General features: G+C 36.2%; 16 protein-coding genes and 1 tRNA gene. 9 read left to right on the top strand and 8 right to left on the bottom strand.

What is annotated here, in order from left to right; translation table 11 throughout:
- The first annotated feature begins 26 nt into the window (after positions 1-26).
- The 3 genes from tamL (at position 27) to AO058_RS12870 (ending at position 4,112) form a co-directional block, all read left to right on the top strand.
- On the top strand, positions 27-2,297 hold the full coding sequence (tamL, locus tag AO058_RS12880) for a translocation and assembly module lipoprotein TamL (RefSeq protein WP_075326948.1): 2,271 nt from the start codon (positions 27-29) through the stop codon (positions 2,295-2,297).
- Between the two features lie 11 nt (positions 2,298-2,308).
- Positions 2,309-2,881 (top strand): Crp/Fnr family transcriptional regulator, encoded by a 573-nt coding sequence (locus AO058_RS12875; protein ID WP_075327972.1) that lies wholly within the window; start codon positions 2,309-2,311, stop codon positions 2,879-2,881.
- A gap of 118 nt (positions 2,882-2,999) precedes the next feature.
- Entirely contained in the window at positions 3,000-4,112 is a 1,113-nt protein-coding gene (locus AO058_RS12870) for an alkene reductase (protein ID WP_075326947.1), read from the top strand.
- A gap of 165 nt (positions 4,113-4,277) precedes the next feature.
- Here the strand turns inward: AO058_RS12870 and AO058_RS12865 are convergent, their stop codons facing one another.
- Together AO058_RS12865 and upp are read right to left on the bottom strand one after the other, a co-directional pair.
- Complete coding sequence (locus tag AO058_RS12865; RefSeq protein ID WP_075326946.1) at positions 4,278-5,291, bottom strand: zinc-binding alcohol dehydrogenase family protein; 1,014 nt, start codon at positions 5,289-5,291, stop codon at positions 4,278-4,280.
- 96 nt (positions 5,292-5,387) lie between these two features.
- The gene (gene upp / locus AO058_RS12860) at positions 5,388-6,047 is read right to left on the bottom strand and encodes a uracil phosphoribosyltransferase (protein WP_075326945.1); all 660 of its coding nucleotides are present in this window, start codon (positions 6,045-6,047) and stop codon (positions 5,388-5,390) included.
- A 161-nt stretch (positions 6,048-6,208) separates the two neighbouring features.
- Between upp and AO058_RS12855 the strand changes: the two genes are divergently transcribed.
- Both AO058_RS12855 and AO058_RS12850 read left to right on the top strand, forming a co-directional pair.
- Positions 6,209-6,826: a hypothetical protein gene (locus AO058_RS12855; RefSeq protein ID WP_075326944.1), complete on the top strand. Its 618-nt coding sequence runs from the start codon at positions 6,209-6,211 to the stop codon at positions 6,824-6,826.
- A gap of 92 nt (positions 6,827-6,918) precedes the next feature.
- On the top strand, positions 6,919-7,380 hold the full coding sequence (locus AO058_RS12850) for a universal stress protein (RefSeq protein WP_075326943.1): 462 nt from the start codon (positions 6,919-6,921) through the stop codon (positions 7,378-7,380).
- A 55-nt stretch (positions 7,381-7,435) separates the two neighbouring features.
- Here AO058_RS12850 and AO058_RS12845 read toward each other — a convergent pair whose 3' ends face one another.
- Positions 7,436-8,023, bottom strand: coding sequence for a thioredoxin family protein (locus AO058_RS12845; protein ID WP_075326942.1), 588 nt, complete (start codon positions 8,021-8,023; stop codon positions 7,436-7,438).
- 99 nt (positions 8,024-8,122) lie between these two features.
- A tRNA-Arg gene (locus AO058_RS12840) sits at positions 8,123-8,196 on the bottom strand.
- Positions 8,197-8,486: 290 nt separating this feature from the next.
- Between AO058_RS12840 and AO058_RS12835 the strand changes: the two genes are divergently transcribed.
- From AO058_RS12835 to AO058_RS12820, 4 genes are all read left to right on the top strand, one after another.
- Positions 8,487-9,203 carry a glycosyltransferase family 2 protein gene (locus tag AO058_RS12835; protein WP_075326941.1) on the top strand — a complete coding sequence of 239 codons (717 nt, stop codon included), beginning with the start codon at positions 8,487-8,489 and terminating at the stop codon, positions 9,201-9,203.
- Positions 9,196-9,825, top strand: coding sequence for a lipid-A-disaccharide synthase N-terminal domain-containing protein (locus tag AO058_RS12830; protein ID WP_075326940.1), 630 nt, complete (start codon positions 9,196-9,198; stop codon positions 9,823-9,825). The genes AO058_RS12835 and AO058_RS12830 overlap by 8 nt, the downstream gene beginning before the upstream one ends.
- Entirely contained in the window at positions 9,809-11,431 is a 1,623-nt protein-coding gene (locus AO058_RS12825; RefSeq protein WP_075326939.1) for an ArnT family glycosyltransferase, read from the top strand. Before AO058_RS12830 ends, AO058_RS12825 begins: the two co-directional genes overlap by 17 nt.
- Before the next feature lie 127 nt (positions 11,432-11,558).
- Complete coding sequence (locus AO058_RS12820; protein ID WP_075326938.1) at positions 11,559-12,530, top strand: type I phosphomannose isomerase catalytic subunit; 972 nt, start codon at positions 11,559-11,561, stop codon at positions 12,528-12,530.
- Positions 12,531-12,655: 125 nt separating this feature from the next.
- On the opposite strand, the gene mgrA is transcribed toward AO058_RS12820, so the two are convergent.
- The 4 genes from mgrA to AO058_RS12800 are packed head-to-tail and all read right to left on the bottom strand — an operon-like array spanning position 12,656 to position 16,691.
- The gene (mgrA, locus tag AO058_RS12815; RefSeq protein ID WP_075326937.1) at positions 12,656-13,654 is read right to left on the bottom strand and encodes an L-glyceraldehyde 3-phosphate reductase; all 999 of its coding nucleotides are present in this window, start codon (positions 13,652-13,654) and stop codon (positions 12,656-12,658) included.
- A gap of 17 nt (positions 13,655-13,671) precedes the next feature.
- Positions 13,672-15,012 carry a Gfo/Idh/MocA family protein gene (locus tag AO058_RS12810; RefSeq protein ID WP_075326936.1) on the bottom strand — a complete coding sequence of 447 codons (1,341 nt, stop codon included), beginning with the start codon at positions 15,010-15,012 and terminating at the stop codon, positions 13,672-13,674.
- A gap of 11 nt (positions 15,013-15,023) precedes the next feature.
- Positions 15,024-15,788 carry a 3-keto-disaccharide hydrolase gene (locus AO058_RS12805; RefSeq protein ID WP_075326935.1) on the bottom strand — a complete coding sequence of 255 codons (765 nt, stop codon included), beginning with the start codon at positions 15,786-15,788 and terminating at the stop codon, positions 15,024-15,026.
- A gap of 21 nt (positions 15,789-15,809) precedes the next feature.
- Entirely contained in the window at positions 15,810-16,691 is an 882-nt protein-coding gene (locus tag AO058_RS12800) for a serine hydrolase (protein ID WP_075326934.1), read from the bottom strand.
- Positions 16,692-16,730 lie beyond the last annotated feature (39 nt).

Genomic DNA, 16,730 nt, shown 5'->3' with positions numbered 1-16,730 from the left:
CCACTTTGAGATTGAAAATGTAATAGATGAAATTATACTTAAAATATATCGCTTATCTCTGTGCTGCATTTTTTTTGCTGCAGGCCTGTAATGTGAAAAAATTTGTGCCCGAAGACGAATTACTCTACACGGGAGCCAAAATTACCATGGAGAGTGATACCAGTATTAAAAGACGCGCCCGTTTAAAAGCAGAATTAGAATCGGTTTTAAGACCTGAACCCAATAGTTCATTTCTGGGAATGCAACCGGGGCTTTATTTTCATTATAAAGCTCAACGTGAAAAGCCGGGTTTTATCAATAAATTTTTAAACAAACAAATAGGGGAAGAGCCGGTTTACGCCAGTGATGTAGATCCTCTTAGAACAGAAGATTTGTTGAAAAACAGGCTGGAGAACAGAGGCTTTTTCTACAGTACAGTAGTTTCTACCGAGAACAGGAAAGAGAAGAAAAAAGAAATGGATGTAGCTTATAATATTGAGGTACCTACGCCATACTTACTGGAGAATTATAAGTTAGACTCAGATTCACTCAAGATTTTTAAGGAAATTGGGAACAATTTAGAAAATTCTCCAATAGAAAAAGGAATGCGATTTGACCTTGCAGCTTTAAAATTGGAAAGAGAGAGAATTGATGCCAATTTAAAATCTAAAGGCTATTATAATTTCAATCCAGGGTTTTTAATTTTTGAAGCAGATACCAATCAATATGAACATAAGAATTTTGATCTCTTTTTAAGATTGAAAAAGGATGTTCCTACCGAAAGTATTATTCCTTATAAATTAAAAAGTGTTAATATTTATCCCAAGTATGAAGTAGGAACCGATAGTACTACCGCAAAAACCCGCTATGCTGAAAAGAACTTTTTTCAAAAAGAAATATTTTTTAAACCTAAACATTTAGATCCTTACATTTTACTGGAAGAAGGGCAGTATTATAACCCTGAAAATTCCCGAAATACCGCCAGGAGGCTAGGAGATATCGGCGCTTACAAATTCGTAAATATAAATTATACCGAAATTGATAGCCTCTCTACCGATAGTTTGGGAGTGCTGGAAACCAATATTTATCTTTCTCCATTAAATAAACGCTCCTTGCGTGCAGAAATCCAGGCGGTAACAAAATCTAACGGCTTTACCGGCCCTAGTTTAGCTTTGGGATATACTAACAGGAATCTTTTTAAGGGCGGAGAAATTCTAAATGTTACCGGAGATTTTGGTTATGAAGTACAAACCGGCGGAGGCACGCAGGCAGGATTAAACAGTATACAATTAGGTTTACAGGGAGATCTTATTTTCCCCAGGTTATTATCTCCCATAAATTTTGATAAAAACTGGTTTTCATATTCCATCCCCAAAACAAAGACCAGTTTAGGTTTTGATTACCTTACCCGAAGTAAACTGTTTAGCCTTGGTTCAGTTTCTGCGCGGTTTGGTTATCTCTGGAATGCAAATAGGTTTGTGACCCACGAGTTTTATCCTATTTCCTTAAATTATGTCAACCTGGGGAATACTACCCAGGAATTTCAGAATATTTTGGACGACAACCCATTCTTAGAACGAAGTTTTAACCAGGAATTTATTGCCGGTTTAACCTACTCTTTTCTTTATAACGGACTTATAGACGGGAATAGCAGGCACCAATTCTTTATAAATTCTACTTTAGATGTGGCTGGAAATTTAATTGATGCCATAAGCGGGCACGGGGAAGAAAATCCGCAAACCTTTTTAAATCTGGAATATGCCCAATACGCCAAGGCCGATATTGATTTGCGATATCATTTAAAAACAGGATCAGATTCTAAAATAGCTACCAGGCTGTTTGCCGGCTATGGGTTGCCTTATGGAAATTCTGATGTTTTACCATTCACAAAACAGTATTTTGCCGGTGGACCGTATAGCGTAAGAGCTTTTAATACCCGATCTTTAGGTCCCGGAACGTATACACCGCCAGATGAAGAAGGTGCATTTTTTGACCAGGCTGGTAATATTAGGCTGGAAGCTAACCTGGAATATCGTTTTCCGCTTTTTCCATACTTGTACGGTGCCGTTTTTGCCGATGCCGGTAATGTTTGGAATACTGGAGAAAACAGCACGCTGGTAGGAGGTGAATTCAGTAAAGATTTTATGAATGAGCTGGGCATTGGTACCGGCTTTGGTTTAAGGGTAGATATTCAAAGTTTTGTGATTCGGGTAGATCTGGCAGCTCCTTTACATGATCCTTCCTTACGGGAAGGCGAGCGCTGGGAATTTGATTATGCAAATCCGGTCTTGAATTTCGCTATAGGTTATCCTTTCTAAGAATGTTGATAATGCATAAAGAAATTTTAAAACACGTAACTTCAAAAATTAATCTTTCAAAAGATGAACAACGAGAATTTACTGGTGTTCTATCAGAAAAACGTATTTCAAAAAAAGAATTTCTATTTAAACCGGGGCAGGCTGTAGACTATGAATATTATGTGGTTCAGGGGTGTTTAAAGGCCTTTTATTTAGATGAAAATGGAAATAAGCATATTATTCAGTTTGCAGTAGAAGACTGGTGGATAAGCGATTTTGAAGCTTTCTTCGGAAATTATCCCGCCCAGTTATATGTTGAAGCTATAGAAGATTCGGTTCTCCTGGGAATTCATCGCGATACTCTTGAAACTTTATATAAGCGAATTCCTAAATTTGAACGTTTTTTCAGAATTAAAACTACTAATGCTTTTGTGGCACTTAGAAGTAGAATTCTTTCCTCCCTTCAAAAAAATAACAAAGAGCGCTACCTGGAATTCTGCCAAACCTATCCCCAAATTGAAAAGCGCGTTCCCAATTACCATATTGCGAACTATCTTGGTATAAAACCAGAAAGCCTAAGCAGGCTGCGAAAAGAGCTGTCTTAGCTTAACATTTTTTAACAGGCCCTGCTAACATACATCAAGTAGTTTCTTTCCTTTTTCATATAATTTAGCTTTTAAAAATTGCTAAGAAAAAGATTGATTAATACAACCAAAAAAAGCTATGAGTAAAGAACAACATTTATTAAAATCATATAATTTAAACGGATTAGAACTTCCTAATAGAGTAGTAATGGCTCCAATGACGCGAAGTAGGGCTGATAATCCTGAAAATACGCCTATTGAAGGTCTACACGATGTTTATTACACCCAAAGAGCTTCTGCCGGACTTATTATTACCGAAGGTTCCCAGGTTTCTAAAGAAGCTGTGGGGTATGTAAATACACCTGGAATTTACAGCAAAGAGCAAATTGCAGGCTGGAAAATGGTAAATAAAAAAGTGCACGAAGCTAAAGGCAGAATGTTTATTCAGCTTTGGCACGTGGGTAGAATGTCTCATCCCGATTTTCATAACGAGGATTTACCTTTATCGGCTTCAGCAATAAATCCTGAAGCGCAATCTTATACACCGGAAGGTTTTAAAGATACCGTGACGCCAAAAGAAATGACCATTGAAGATATTAAAAGAACGATCCAGGATTTTAAAAATGCGGCTAAAAATGCAATGGAGGCCGATTTTGATGGAGTTGAAATTCATTCTTCAAATGGATATTTATTTCACCAGTTTTTTAATGGAACTTCTAATAAAAGAAATGATGAATATGGCGGAAGCATAGAAAATCGTGCAAAGATCTTGTTTGAAACCATAGATGCGATTAAGGAGGTAATGCCAGAGCAAAAAATTGGTTTAAGATTAAACCCGTCCCTGAACGGTATTTTTGGAATGACGATGGATGAGGAAACCATCCCAACTTTCGATTATATTATCAAGAAATTGAACGATTACGATCTTGCTTACCTGCATTTGTCAGAGCCTTTTAACGATGTTTCAGATGTTCCTTATGCGGTAACTGAAATCGCTAAGAGCTACCGGCCAATGTATAATGGTACTTTAATGATTAACGCAGGCTTTGATAAAGAATCTGGAAATAAAGTAATTGAAGAAGGAAATGCCGATTTGGTAGCCTTTGGAAAACCTTATATTTCCAATCCCGATTTAGTAGAGCGTTTTGCTGAAAATATTCCGCTTTCAGACTGGGACACCGATACTTTCTATGTGCCCGGTGAAAAAGGTTATATAGATTACGAAGCTAAAGCCAGAAAACAGGAAGCTTAAAAGATCCTGTTTAATTGTAATTAGAAGAGGTTGTTTGTTAAGTTTTAAGCCGTCACCCTGAACTGGTTTCAGGGTCTAACATGTTTAAAATCATGAACATATTAGATGCTGAAACGAGTTCAGCATGACGCTAAAAGATTAATTCCAAACAACCTCTTTTTTATTTTAAAACGAAATCACATTTTTACCAATAGATTTCCCAGATTCCTGTAAACTATGAACTTCTTTAAAAGTTTCGGAATTTAATCCTGAAAAAGTTTTATTTAATGTGGTTTCAATAGTTTTTTCTTCTAAAAGTTTAGAAACTCTCTCCAGTATTTCGTGCTGTTTGTGCATATCTGGAGTTTGAAATTTAGCCCGGGTAAACATCAATTCCCAGTGAAAAGCCACACTTTTACCCTTAAGTTTATTTAAATCTACTTTATCTTTTGTTTCAACAATAGAGCAAATTTCTCCCTGTGGTTTTATGAGTTCGGCCATTGCGTCCCAGTGCAATTCGGTATCAGAAAAGTTGAGGATATAATCTACGTTTTCATAACCTTTAGCTTTCATTTCTTCTACTAAATTCTTGTGATTTACAATCACATCGGCGCCCATATTTCTACACCATGCTTCGGTTTCATTCCTGGATGCAGTGGCAATTACATTAAATTTGGTAAGTTTCTTTAAAAGCTGAATTCCAATGGAACCAACTCCGCCGGCACCGCCAATAACAAGAATATCCCGGTTTTCCCCTGAATTTTCTTCAATTTTTAAACGCTCAAAAATACATTCCCAGGCTGTGAGAGCGGTTAGGGGTAAAGCGGCTGCTTCTTCAAAAGAAAGGTTTTTAGGTTTATGGCCTGCAATATTTTCGTTTACTAACTGTAATTCGGCATTGCAACCCGGCTGGTCAATTTCCCCGGCATAAAAAACTTCATCGCCCTGTTTGAATTTAGTAACTTTATTTCCAACCCGTTCTACAATTCCGGCAGCATCCCAACCTAAAATTTTGGGTGTATCTAACTCTTTGTTTTTTGCGGCATTTTGCCTCACTTTAAAATCTACAGGATTTACAGAAACGGCTTTAATACGCACCAATAGATCTGAATCTCCCGGCTTGGGTTCTTCAGTATTAAATTCAATAAAACTATCTGAATGATCTATAGGAAGCGATTTTTTTATTCCAACGGCTTTCATAATTTATTTTTTAAGAATTAGCATATTAATATTTGAATTTAAGAAATAAACAAGTCAGCGCCCAGCACTTAAAAAAATAATAAGAACGGAATATTATTAATGCTGAAGTTTGCCGCCATAGCAAAGATCTCCGGCATCTCCAAGGCCTGGGACAATATACCCGCGATCGTTTAATTCTTTATCTATGGTTGCTATCCAGAGTTTGGTATCTGCAGGAAATTCTTCAGCTACGTGGGCAATGCCTTCTTCGGCACCAATTACTGCTACTAAATGAATTTCTTTGGGTTTACCCATATGTTCCAGGGCTTTCATCACATTAACAAAAGAACGGCCGGTAGCCAGCATTGGGTCGGCAAGAATTAGGGTTTTTCCTTCCAGGGAAGGCGAGGCAAGGTATTCTACTACAATTTCAAAATTCTCATCGTTGGTTGGATGATGGCGATATGCTGAAATAAAAGAATTTTCAGCATCATCAAAATAATTTAATAAACCATTGTGTAAAGGAAGTCCGGCGCGTAAAATAGAACAAAGCGCAACCTGGGTTTCAGGTAATTGCACTTCAGCATTTCCCAGTGGCGTATTTATATTTTTTGAAGTAAATTTTAGTGTTTTACTTAGTTCGTAGCCTAAAATCTCACCTAAACGCTCAATATTTCTGCGAAAACGCATTCTATCTTTCTGAATTTCAGTATCTCTGAGTTGTGCTACAAATTTTCCGGCTATAGAATTTTCTTCTAAGAGATGATTTATTTGCATGGTAGTTTTTAAATTTTTGAACTTTCCTGGTGAGTAAAGATAAGTAATTGTTTTTCGAATGGCCTGAGCGAGACAGCTACATTTCAGGTTTATCTTAAAAGATTTTTCTGTATGCTAATTTGGCTGTATTTTTGATATAATTAGCTTAAAGAATTCATTTTATGAAGTTTATCTATACATCCTTGTTTTTTTGCTTCACCTTTATAAGCTACGGGCAAATAGATCTTCCTGCTACCAATAATACCGGAGGAATTCTAAAAGCTGAGCCTGAAACAAAATCTTCTGGTTTTCCTATTCTTAGGGCCGAAGAATCTAACGAAGAAAGCAAATACCTGCGAGAAAAACCTAAAACAATAGACTTTAGAGAAAAACCTAATAATTTAAAAACCGCTGGAGATGCAGTAAAGGAGAAGTGGACAGCAGATAAAGAAGCTTTAAATAAATATAAGGAAGACCAGTATTTAGGCGACTTTAAAACTACCGGTAAATTTGTGGAGCTGTATTGCCGCGACCATCAATTTGTAGATGGTGACCAGGTAAATATTTATGTAAATGGTAATTTTGTAAAACGTGTAGTGCTGGGAAGTGGGTATCACCCGGTTTTGGTTACATTAGAAAGCGGATTTAATAATATTGAATTTGAAGCGATAAACCAGGGATCTTCCGGTCCTAATACCGCGCAGTTAAAAGTTTTGGAAGAAAACGGAAACCTGGTTGCTTCTAAAGAATGGAACCTTTTAACCGGCGCCAAAGCGAGCTTAATTGTGGTTAAAGAATAAAATTTAACCAGATTTCTTTTTTCAACCGATTCATTACCAATTATTCTAATTTTTAAAATTCATTTAATAACTTTATAAGAAATCCCAATCTTATGAAGCGTATATTAATTGCAATAGATTATCATCCTGTTTCAGAAAAAGTGGCTGAAGCCGGTTACAAACTCGCCAAACAATTAGATGCCCGGGTTTGTTTACTTCACGTAATGGCCAATGTAAGTTACTACGGAATTGATTATCCTACGTTTATGGGATATTCAGGCTATGATGAAATGGCTGTAAATTTAGATATAGCCCTGGAAATGCGGGAGGTTGTAGAAGATTTTCTGGAAACTGCAGCAAAACACCTTAACGATGAAAATGTAGAAACGCATTTAGCCGAAGGCGATGCCGCCACCGCTATTCTAGAATATTCTAAAACCTGGAATGCCGATTTGGTGGTAATGGGCACGCATAGCCATTCGGTTTTTGAAAAACTTTTAATGGGAACAGTTGCTTCAAGCGTATTAGAAAAAACTGAAGTTCCGGTTTTTATGGTGCCAATTAAGAAGGATTGATAAGAAATCAAAATTCCAATAATAAAAAAGTCTTCTACTACAGAAGACTTTTTTATTACCCAAAATTAAATTTATAATTACGGGTAGCAGATAATACGTCTTCCAATTCTTTTTGAAGCTCCTTTCCTTTATCTAAATTATACCAATTTTGTATCTCAGTTTTTATGATCTCAAAAGAAGCTCTCTCCTGGAGTAGTTCAGCATACATTTTTTGACAATTTTCAGGACGTGGTCCCCAGGTTGCTAAATCTTTACCTTGTTGATTTTGAATTACTAATTTAGGAATTGATTGTGTACCATTGGTGAGATACTGCTCAATCCTGTAAGGTGCTGCATCTCTTAATTCATAAGAAACCGTTATTAGCGGATTCTCACTTGCTATCATTTCTATAAAAGGAATATTGTGAGCTGCGTCGCCACACCAGGGCTCGGTAATAATAATCCAGTGTTGCGGTTGATCTATCTTTTTGACAATCTCGACAATATCATGTGATAATTTTCCTGTTTTGAACCACCGGTTCATACGTGACCAGTTTAGCTTTGTATAATTCAGGTAATCGGGATTATCATAAGGCGGTTGGTGTTCCGTCGCAGGTTTAAGCAGGATATTTTTGAAGTATGAGCTATATTCTTGATAATTCATTGAAATTAATTTTATCGCGATTTTTATTAATTCAAATCTACAGAATAGGAAATAAAAAAACCGTAAAGACTTAAAATTAAGTTTTACGGTTTTACAAAGTGATCGCGCCAGGATTCGAACCTGGGACCGCCTGCTTAGAAGGCAGGTGCTCTATCCAGCTGAGCTACGCGACCGTTTTTGCGGTTGCAAATATAAGCCTCTTTCCAAATAAAACAAGCTTTTTTTATTTAAAAATTTATTTTTTTCATCAACTTGATTTTAAGGGAATTTTAATCTGTTTTTAACTTAATTTTTAAATTGAAAGTTTTTCTCAATTATATCCTTAATTTTGCCTCGGTAAATTTTTTAAAAAATTCCTTTGATAACATTGAAATATTTTTTGCTCCAAAATTCAACGCCTGTTAACCAGATATTTAGGTTTAGTAAATTTACCTCAATTCTTAATAAAGCCTGTTAATTGTTTATGGAGTTTCAATTCACCATTATTGTTCCGGTTTATAACGAGATTGAAAGTTTACCCAGGCTTTTTGATTTTTTGCAGAATTACGTTAAATCGGCTTCACTCAAATCCTGTGTTTTACTGGTAGACGATGGCTCTGGTGACGGCAGTGCTTCGGCTATAGAAAAATTCTGTTTAGATCACGAGGATTTTAATTGTTTGTTATTCGACAAAAATTATGGGAAAGGCGCAGCATTAAAAGCCGCTTTCGATCATACTAAAACGCCATTGCTTGGTTACCTGGATGCCGATCTACAAACGCATCCCGAAGATTTTGAATTACTTCTGCCATATATTAAAGATTTTGGTTTGGTTACCGGCTGGCGTAAAAATAGAAAAGATACCCTTGTAAAACGTATTTCTTCCAAAACCGGAAATGCCGTACGCATATTTTTTACGCACGATAATATTCACGATACCGGCTGCCCGCTTAAGATAATGCATACCGAATACGCCAAGAAAATCCCTATGTTTAAAGGTTTACAGCGTTTTTTACCGGCTATGATATTATTGCAGCAAAAGGAGATAAAAGAGGTGGTTATTAATCATTATCCAAGAATTGAAGGCGAATCTAAATACAATTTCAAAAATAGGTTTTTGGGGCCTTTGGTAGATTGTTTTGCTTATGTTTGGATTAAAAAATCGTATATAGATTATAGCATAAAAGCGAAACATGGATAATTCGCTGCTTATTTATGTAATTGGCTTTACCGCGCAAATCCTTTTTTCGTCAAGGATGATTATGCAATGGATACTTTCTGAAAAACAAAAGAAAGTGCTTACCCCAATTCTTTTTTGGGAATTAAGTTTACTGGCTTCTTTTTTACTTTTTATTTACGGCTATTTTAGAGATGACTTTGCGATTATGTTGGGCCAAACGCTAACGTATTTTATTTATATAAGAAACTTACATTTCCAGGGGCAATGGAAAAAGCTTCCCTATTTAATACGATTTATAATCCTGGTTTTCCCTGCTATTGTGGTTATTTACAGCTTTTTTAATAACGAATATAACCTTCAGAAATTATTTCTGAATGAAGCAATCCCATTTTGGTTGCTTTTGTTAGGAATTTTTGCCCAGGTAGTTTTTACCTTAAGATTTTTATACCAGTGGATATATTCTGAAAAACAGAAGAAATCCTGTTTACCGCTTGGATTTTGGTGGTTAAGCCTGGTAGGTTCTTCGTTAATTTTAATTTATGCAGTCTTTAGAAAAGATCCCGTTTTGCTTATTGGGCATTTGTTTGGCGCCATAATGTATATTAGAAATATTATAATTCACCATAATGAAATTAGAGAATAAATATCTTCTGCTACTCATTTTTGCAGCAATAGCCGTGTTTTTTATAAACCTGGATGCAATTTATATCAACATTATGGAGGCGCGTAATTTTATTACCGCTCGCGAAATGCTGAATGATAATAACTGGATATTCACCACGATGAATGCTGAGCCGCGTTATGAAAAACCACCTTTACCAACCTGGCTAACCGCAATTTCAATGTCGGTTTTTGGGATGGAAGGACTTTTTGGCTTGCGACTTCCTTCAGCAATTATGGGATTAATTTTAGTAGTTTTTATCTACAAATTACTACTCAAAATTACCAAAAATATAGAATTGTCTTTTGTGGCCGGTTTAATTGCTACTACCTCATTTTATATTGTTTTCTCCAGTAGGGACGGGCAGTGGGATATTTATACCCATAGTTTTATGATGCTGGCTATCTTTTGGCTGTATAAACTCTATAATTCCACTAAAAACTGGTATTTGTATGCTTTAGTTAGCGGATTGTTTATTGGTTGTTCTATTCTTAGTAAGGGCCCGGTTTCACTTTATGCATTATTTCTTCCGTTTTTAATTGCTTACGGAATTATTTACAAATTTGATGGCACAAAGGCACGGTGGAAGGCCCTGGCTCTTTTAATTTTGGTGGCATTAATTTCTGGCGGTTGGTGGAACCTCTATGTTTATTTATTTGATACTCGTGCAGTTGCCGAAATTACCAGCCAGGAGACGGGGAGATGGTTAAATTACAACGTAAGGCCGTTTTATTATTACTGGAGCTTTTTTATTCAAAGTGGTTTATGGACCATTCCATCTTTTGTGGCCTTGTTTTATCCTTATTTAAAAGATAGGGTTAGCAATAAAAAAGCTTATAAATTCACGCTTCTCTGGACGCTGGCTTCAGTTTTTTTGCTTTCAGTAATTCCAGAGAAAAAATCCCGCTATCTGTTGCCGGTTCTTATTCCTATGGCAATGAATACCTCATTTTATATTGAATTTCTTTTTAATCATTTTAAAAGCTTAAAGACAAAAGAAGCGGCGGTGATTTATTTTCATTTTGGAATTTTCGCCATTGTAGGCTGTGTTTTTCCCATTGCTGCATATTTCTATTTTGAATCTTTTCTGCAGGATATTTTGATTTGGTATATCTTGAGTTCAATTTTCTTATTTATCATCGGGGTTTTAATGTTTAGGTTTTTAATACTGAAAAAAATAAAACCACTTTTTTATTTAAGCATATTCTTCCTGGTAAGTATTGTATGGTTTGGTTTGCCAATAGCCAATAAAATTAATGTAAACAAAGATTATAATAGCATTGTAAATATTAAGAGGCATCTCAAAGAATATAATGCACCTGTTTATGAAATTAATGATTTTGCGCCAGAAATGATTTGGGAATATGGAAAACCAATTCCGGTTTTAAATAAGAATGGTGAGATTAAAATCCCTTCAGAAGATAAATTTTTGATTTTATCTGATGGGAAATATAATCTTGATAGTTTACAGACCATTTTTAGAAACTATAGCACGATTAAAATTGATAGCGTAGATATGAATCCTGTGAGCAGCAAACACAAACAACGGTTGTACAGGGATTTATTCCTCGTTGAAAAAGAAAATTAAAAATAAAAATCAGCCGTATTTTTAGAGAAGCCTAAAACTTTTCAATTCTTGTTAAAATGAGACGCTACCAATTTTTTAACATGCTAATATTTGATTATATTGGAGCGCTTTTAAAACTAACCAAATAATGCTTGACTATCCAATAAAATTTTTCCCCATTTTGAAAGAAAAAATATGGGGTGGAGAAAAACTAAAAACAATTCTAAATAAAGAAACCAACCGGGACGACCTGGGCGAAAGCTGGGAAATATCTGGTGTAGAAGGAGCTATATCTGTAGTTTCTAATGGTGAACTTAAAGGGTTTTCCCTAAAGGACCTTTTAAAGGAATACAAAGAAGAAATTGTAGGTAAGAAAATCTATAAAGAATTCGATGCCGATTTTCCTTTGCTTATAAAATTTATAGACGCCAATACAGAACTTTCTGTACAATTACATCCTAACGATGAGCTTGCGCAGCAACGCCATAATTCTTTCGGAAAAACCGAAATGTGGTATATTATGCAGGCCGATGAAGGTGCAAAAATCAACATTGGTTTTAAAGAAAGTGTTTCTAAAGAAGACTATATTACCCGTTTAGAAGAAGGAAAAATTGTTGAATTACTCAATTTTGAAGAAGTAAAAAAAGGCGATAGTTTCTTTATAAATACCGGAAAAGTACACGCGATAGGAGCAGGGGTGCTTTTAGCTGAAATTCAGCAAACCTCAGATGTTACTTATAGAATTTACGATTGGGACCGAACCGATGATGAAGGAAATTCCCGGGAACTGCATACCGCATTAGCCATTGATGCGATAGATTTTGAAAAGAAAGACGATTTTAAGCTGAACTACGAAAAAACAAAAAACAAATCTTCTGAAGTTGCCAGTTGCCAGTATTTCACTACAAATTACTTAGCTGTAGATGGAGAAATTACCAAAGATTATAGCAATTTAGATTCGTTTGTAATCTATATGTGTGTTAACGGAAATGGAGAAGTTTCAGTAAATGGAAATTCTGAAAAAATCGCCCAGGGAGAAACTTTATTAATCCCGGCCTCGAATAAAGAAGTTAAGCTTTCAGCTGAAAATTGTGAACTTTTAGAGGTTTATATTAAATAAAAAATAGGCTGTCTAAATCGCGTTTTACAATCGTCATCCTGAACTGGTTTCAGGACCTATGTTGTTAGAAGTTGAAATAAGTTTTGCCTGACGGAAATATGCGTTTTAAACAGCCTATTTTAACCTTATTTATTTTTTAAAATTTCTTCTATTTTTTCCAATTCAATTTTATTGAATTCAAGGTTTTCAATGGCTTTAATATTATCTTCTAATTGAGAAACCTTACTCGCACCCACCAAAACGGAAGTGACGCGTTTATCTTTTAATAACCAGGCCACGGCCATTTGTGCTAAACTTTGATTCCTGGATTGGGCAATTTCGTTTAGTGCCTGCACTTTTTTTACCACTTCAGGTGTAATTTGCGACTCATCTAAATAACTGCCCTGGGTTGCCGCTCTACTGTCTTTTGGAATTCCGTTTAAATATTTATCGGTTAAAATTCCCTGTTCCAATGGAGAAAAAACGATGCTGCCAATCCCTTCGTGTTCAAGTGTATTTAATAAACCATTTTCAACCCAGCGATCCATCATATTATATCGAGGTTGATGGATTAGGAAAGGTGTTTTCTGCGCTCTAAGAATTTCAGCTGCCCTGGCAGTATCTTTAGATGAATATTGGGAAATACCCACGTAAAGTGCTTTTCCCTGTCTTACAACCTGATCTAAAGCACCCATAGTTTCTTCTAAAGGTGTATCAGGATCTGGGCGGTGGTGATAGAAGATATCTACATAATCCAGTCCCATTCTTTGTAACGACTGATCTAAACTGGCAATAAGGTATTTCCTGGACCCAAAATTACCATAAGGTCCCGGCCACATATCCCAACCGGCTTTGGTAGAAATAAGCAATTCATCACGGTATTGCTTAAAATCTTCGGCAAAAATCTTCCCGAAATTTTTCTCAGCCGAACCATAAGGTGGCCCATAATTATTGGCAAGATCAAAATGGGTAATACCATTATTAAATGCTGCTCTTAAAATGTTTCTTGCATTTTCAAAATCATCATTATCTCCGAAATTATGCCATAAACCCAGCGAGAGTAGGGGAAGTTTAATTCCGCTTTTTCCGCAGCGGCGGTATTGCATCTTTTCGTATCGATTCTCGTTAGCTATATATTTACTCATTGAAATTAATTTTAGTTCTAAATCTTAGGTAATTCCCAACCATTATGGTAATTCGCTTTTAACAGATTATTCGCCTCATCATCATCGAAACTTTCATTTTCTGAATCCCAGTACAATTTTTTTCCTGTTTTGTATGCAATATTTCCCATATGGGCATTAATAGCCGCGATGCTTCCTGGTTCAATACCACAATTAAGTTTTGAACAATCATTGGTAGTTATGGCTTCAACAAAATTAGCCGCATGTTTTTCCAGCGCATTTCCTTCAGGTTTTTGCAATGCTATTTCTTCCACTTTCGGAACAAATTTTCCATCAATATTATCTCCTTCAGGAATTATCTCCCAGCCGTCTCTATTTACTACCAGCGTACCGTTATTTCCTATAAAAGCAATGCCTTCATTTCTACCATAATTTCCACCGTCAATTCCAACGGCGTGTTCCCATAGTAAATTGAAATTCTCAAACTCATATACTGTTTGAAGCGTATCGGGAGTTTCAGCGGCATCATTGGGGTAAGCAAGTTTTCCGCCAGAAGCTAAAACAGATTTTGGTGCTTTAGCATTCATTGCATAGAGTGCAATATCAATTTCATGCACACCCCAATCGGTCATAAGTCCGCCGGCATAATCCCAAAACCAACGAAAAGTAAAATGGAACCGATTTTCGTTAAAAGGTCTTTCAGGCGCAGGACCCAACCACATTTTATAATCTACACCCGGTGGAGGAGTGCTGTCAGGTTTATGTGGAAGCCTGTCTTTCCAGCCTATATAAGCCCAACATTTCACCAAGCGAATATTCCCAAGTTTTCCCGATTTTACATAATTTATAGCATCGTCATAATGTGTCCCGCTGCGTTGCCATTGGCCTACCTGTACAATTTTATTATACTTTTTGGCGGCCTTAAGCATGGTGTTACATTCTTCAATACTATTGGCAAGCGGTTTTTCCACATAAACGTGCTTCCCGGCTTGCAGAGCGTGAACCAAATTCAAACAATGCCAATGGTCTGGTGTACCAATTATTACCGCATCAATATCTTTGTTTTCCAGCATTTGACGGTAATCTTTGTACTGTTTTGGTGCTTTACCGGTTATATCCTTTACATTTTTAGTCCTTTCATCTAAAACACGCTGGTCTATATCTGCCAGGGCCACGCAGGTTAGATTGGGTAATTTAAGGTGAGCCTGCATATTAGACCATCCCATTCCTTTACAACCAATTAATCCAAAATTAATTTTGTCTTTTGTACCAAAACTCTGATAACCTGAAAATGGATTGGCCAATAAGGACCCTGATAAACCTAAACCGGCAGTAGCCAGAGTAGTTTGCTGCAAAAATTTTCTTCTTGAATTCTTCATTTTGTAACAGATTAATTCAATTCCCTAACCCAGATATTTCTGAAACTCACTGGATTTCCATGATCTTGCAAATGAATAGGAAGTTTTTCGTCGTGTTTAGTATAATTAGGTATGCCAATATATTCGGTTGGGCCACTTAATTCGTAATTGTTTTGAACCAACACCCCGTTATGAAACACGGTAAGTTTTGCCGGACTTAATAACAGGCCATTTTCATTAAATCTGGGCGCAGTAAAAATAATATCGTAAGTATTCCATTCTCCGGGTGCTTTTGTTGCATTTACAAGTGGAGGGGATTGCTTATAAATACTGGCGGCCTGGCCGTTGGTATAGGTTTCATTTTCATAAGAATCCAGAATCTGTACTTCATATTTTTCCATAATAATTACTCCGCTATTTCCACGGCCCTGTCCGTCACCTTTAACTTCTGAAGGCGAACGCCATTCTACATGTAATTGCATATCTCCAAAATTCTCTTTTGTTTTTATGCCGCCGGTTCCCGGTTTTACGGTTAACACATCTCCTTCTATATTCCAGGTGGGTTCGGAGCCATCTTTTTCGTTTACAAAAGCTGAGAGATCTGAACCGTCAAACAATATTATTGCATCAGAAGGTGCGGTGGTAGTAGATTCTCCGGCTTGAATTTTAGGCGGCACCGGTTCGTAAAACTCGGTGGCTTCAGGTGGTAAATCGATGTTTTTTTCCTGGGCAAAAGCAGGGAATGAAGCAATTATAAAAGTACCTGCCAATAAACTTAATTTTAAAGATATTCTCATTTTGAAATTTTTAGTTGGAAATTATTTAACATGTTCGTAAATCATTTTTGAAACCTGGTTAAGCATTTTGGTACCGGTATCCATATCTTCCATATTTTTTGAAAGTAGAACCAATACATATTTTCTTCCGTCGGGTAATTCTATAAGGGCTGAATCGTGGTGCACTCCGGTAATCCAACCGGTTTTATTGGCAATTTTTAAATTTTCAGGAAGCAAATGGGGAATAAGATCCGTGTGTTTTTGTTGGCGCAAAATATTCAGCATTTTTTCGTCGGCTTCAGGATTTACTGCATTTCCGGTAGCGAGATCTTCAAAAATTAGCATTAAATCGTATGCGGTGGTAGAATTGCTTAACCCGGCTTCGTAGGCTTTCATATCCTCTACACCACGAAGCACATTAATATTTTTTGCATCCAGATTTCGCATTGTTTTGTTTACATTCTTAGCATCAACCAACTCAATTATAATATTAGTAGCCAAATTGCTGCTATAAATAATCATATCGGTTACCAGGTCTTCAATACTTCTTTTCTGGTCAATTTGTTCATAGAGATGTTCCCCACTATCGCGACCAAGCTCGAGAGAATAAGAGCTGCCATCTAAGATACTTTTAAATTGATTTTTGACAATCAGGGAATCCTGGAGAGCGAATTTTCCCGCTGAAGCTTGTTTAAAAACCTCTATCATCACCGGGGTTTTCATCGTGCTGGCGGCGTGAAAATCTTCGTGATGATTTATAAAAATACTGTTTTTTTCTTCGGAAAGATCTTTAAAAGCAATAGCAAAATCACCTTGCGTGATTTTAAAAATAGAATCAATAGTATGCTGAAGTTCTTCAGTAGAAGTTTGTGCATTGCTTATAAAACAAGCAAAAATGAAAAGAATGGCGGGGAAAAATTTCATTAGTTTCGAAATTACTTTCCGAATTTAATGAAATTTCCC

Origin of the sequence: Salegentibacter sp. T436 (assembly GCF_001932675.1) — a bacterium.
GTDB classification, from domain to species: domain Bacteria; phylum Bacteroidota; class Bacteroidia; order Flavobacteriales; family Flavobacteriaceae; genus Salegentibacter; species Salegentibacter agarivorans.
Note: the sequence above shows the minus strand (reverse complement) of the source record. Positions and strands in the feature narration are given on the sequence as shown.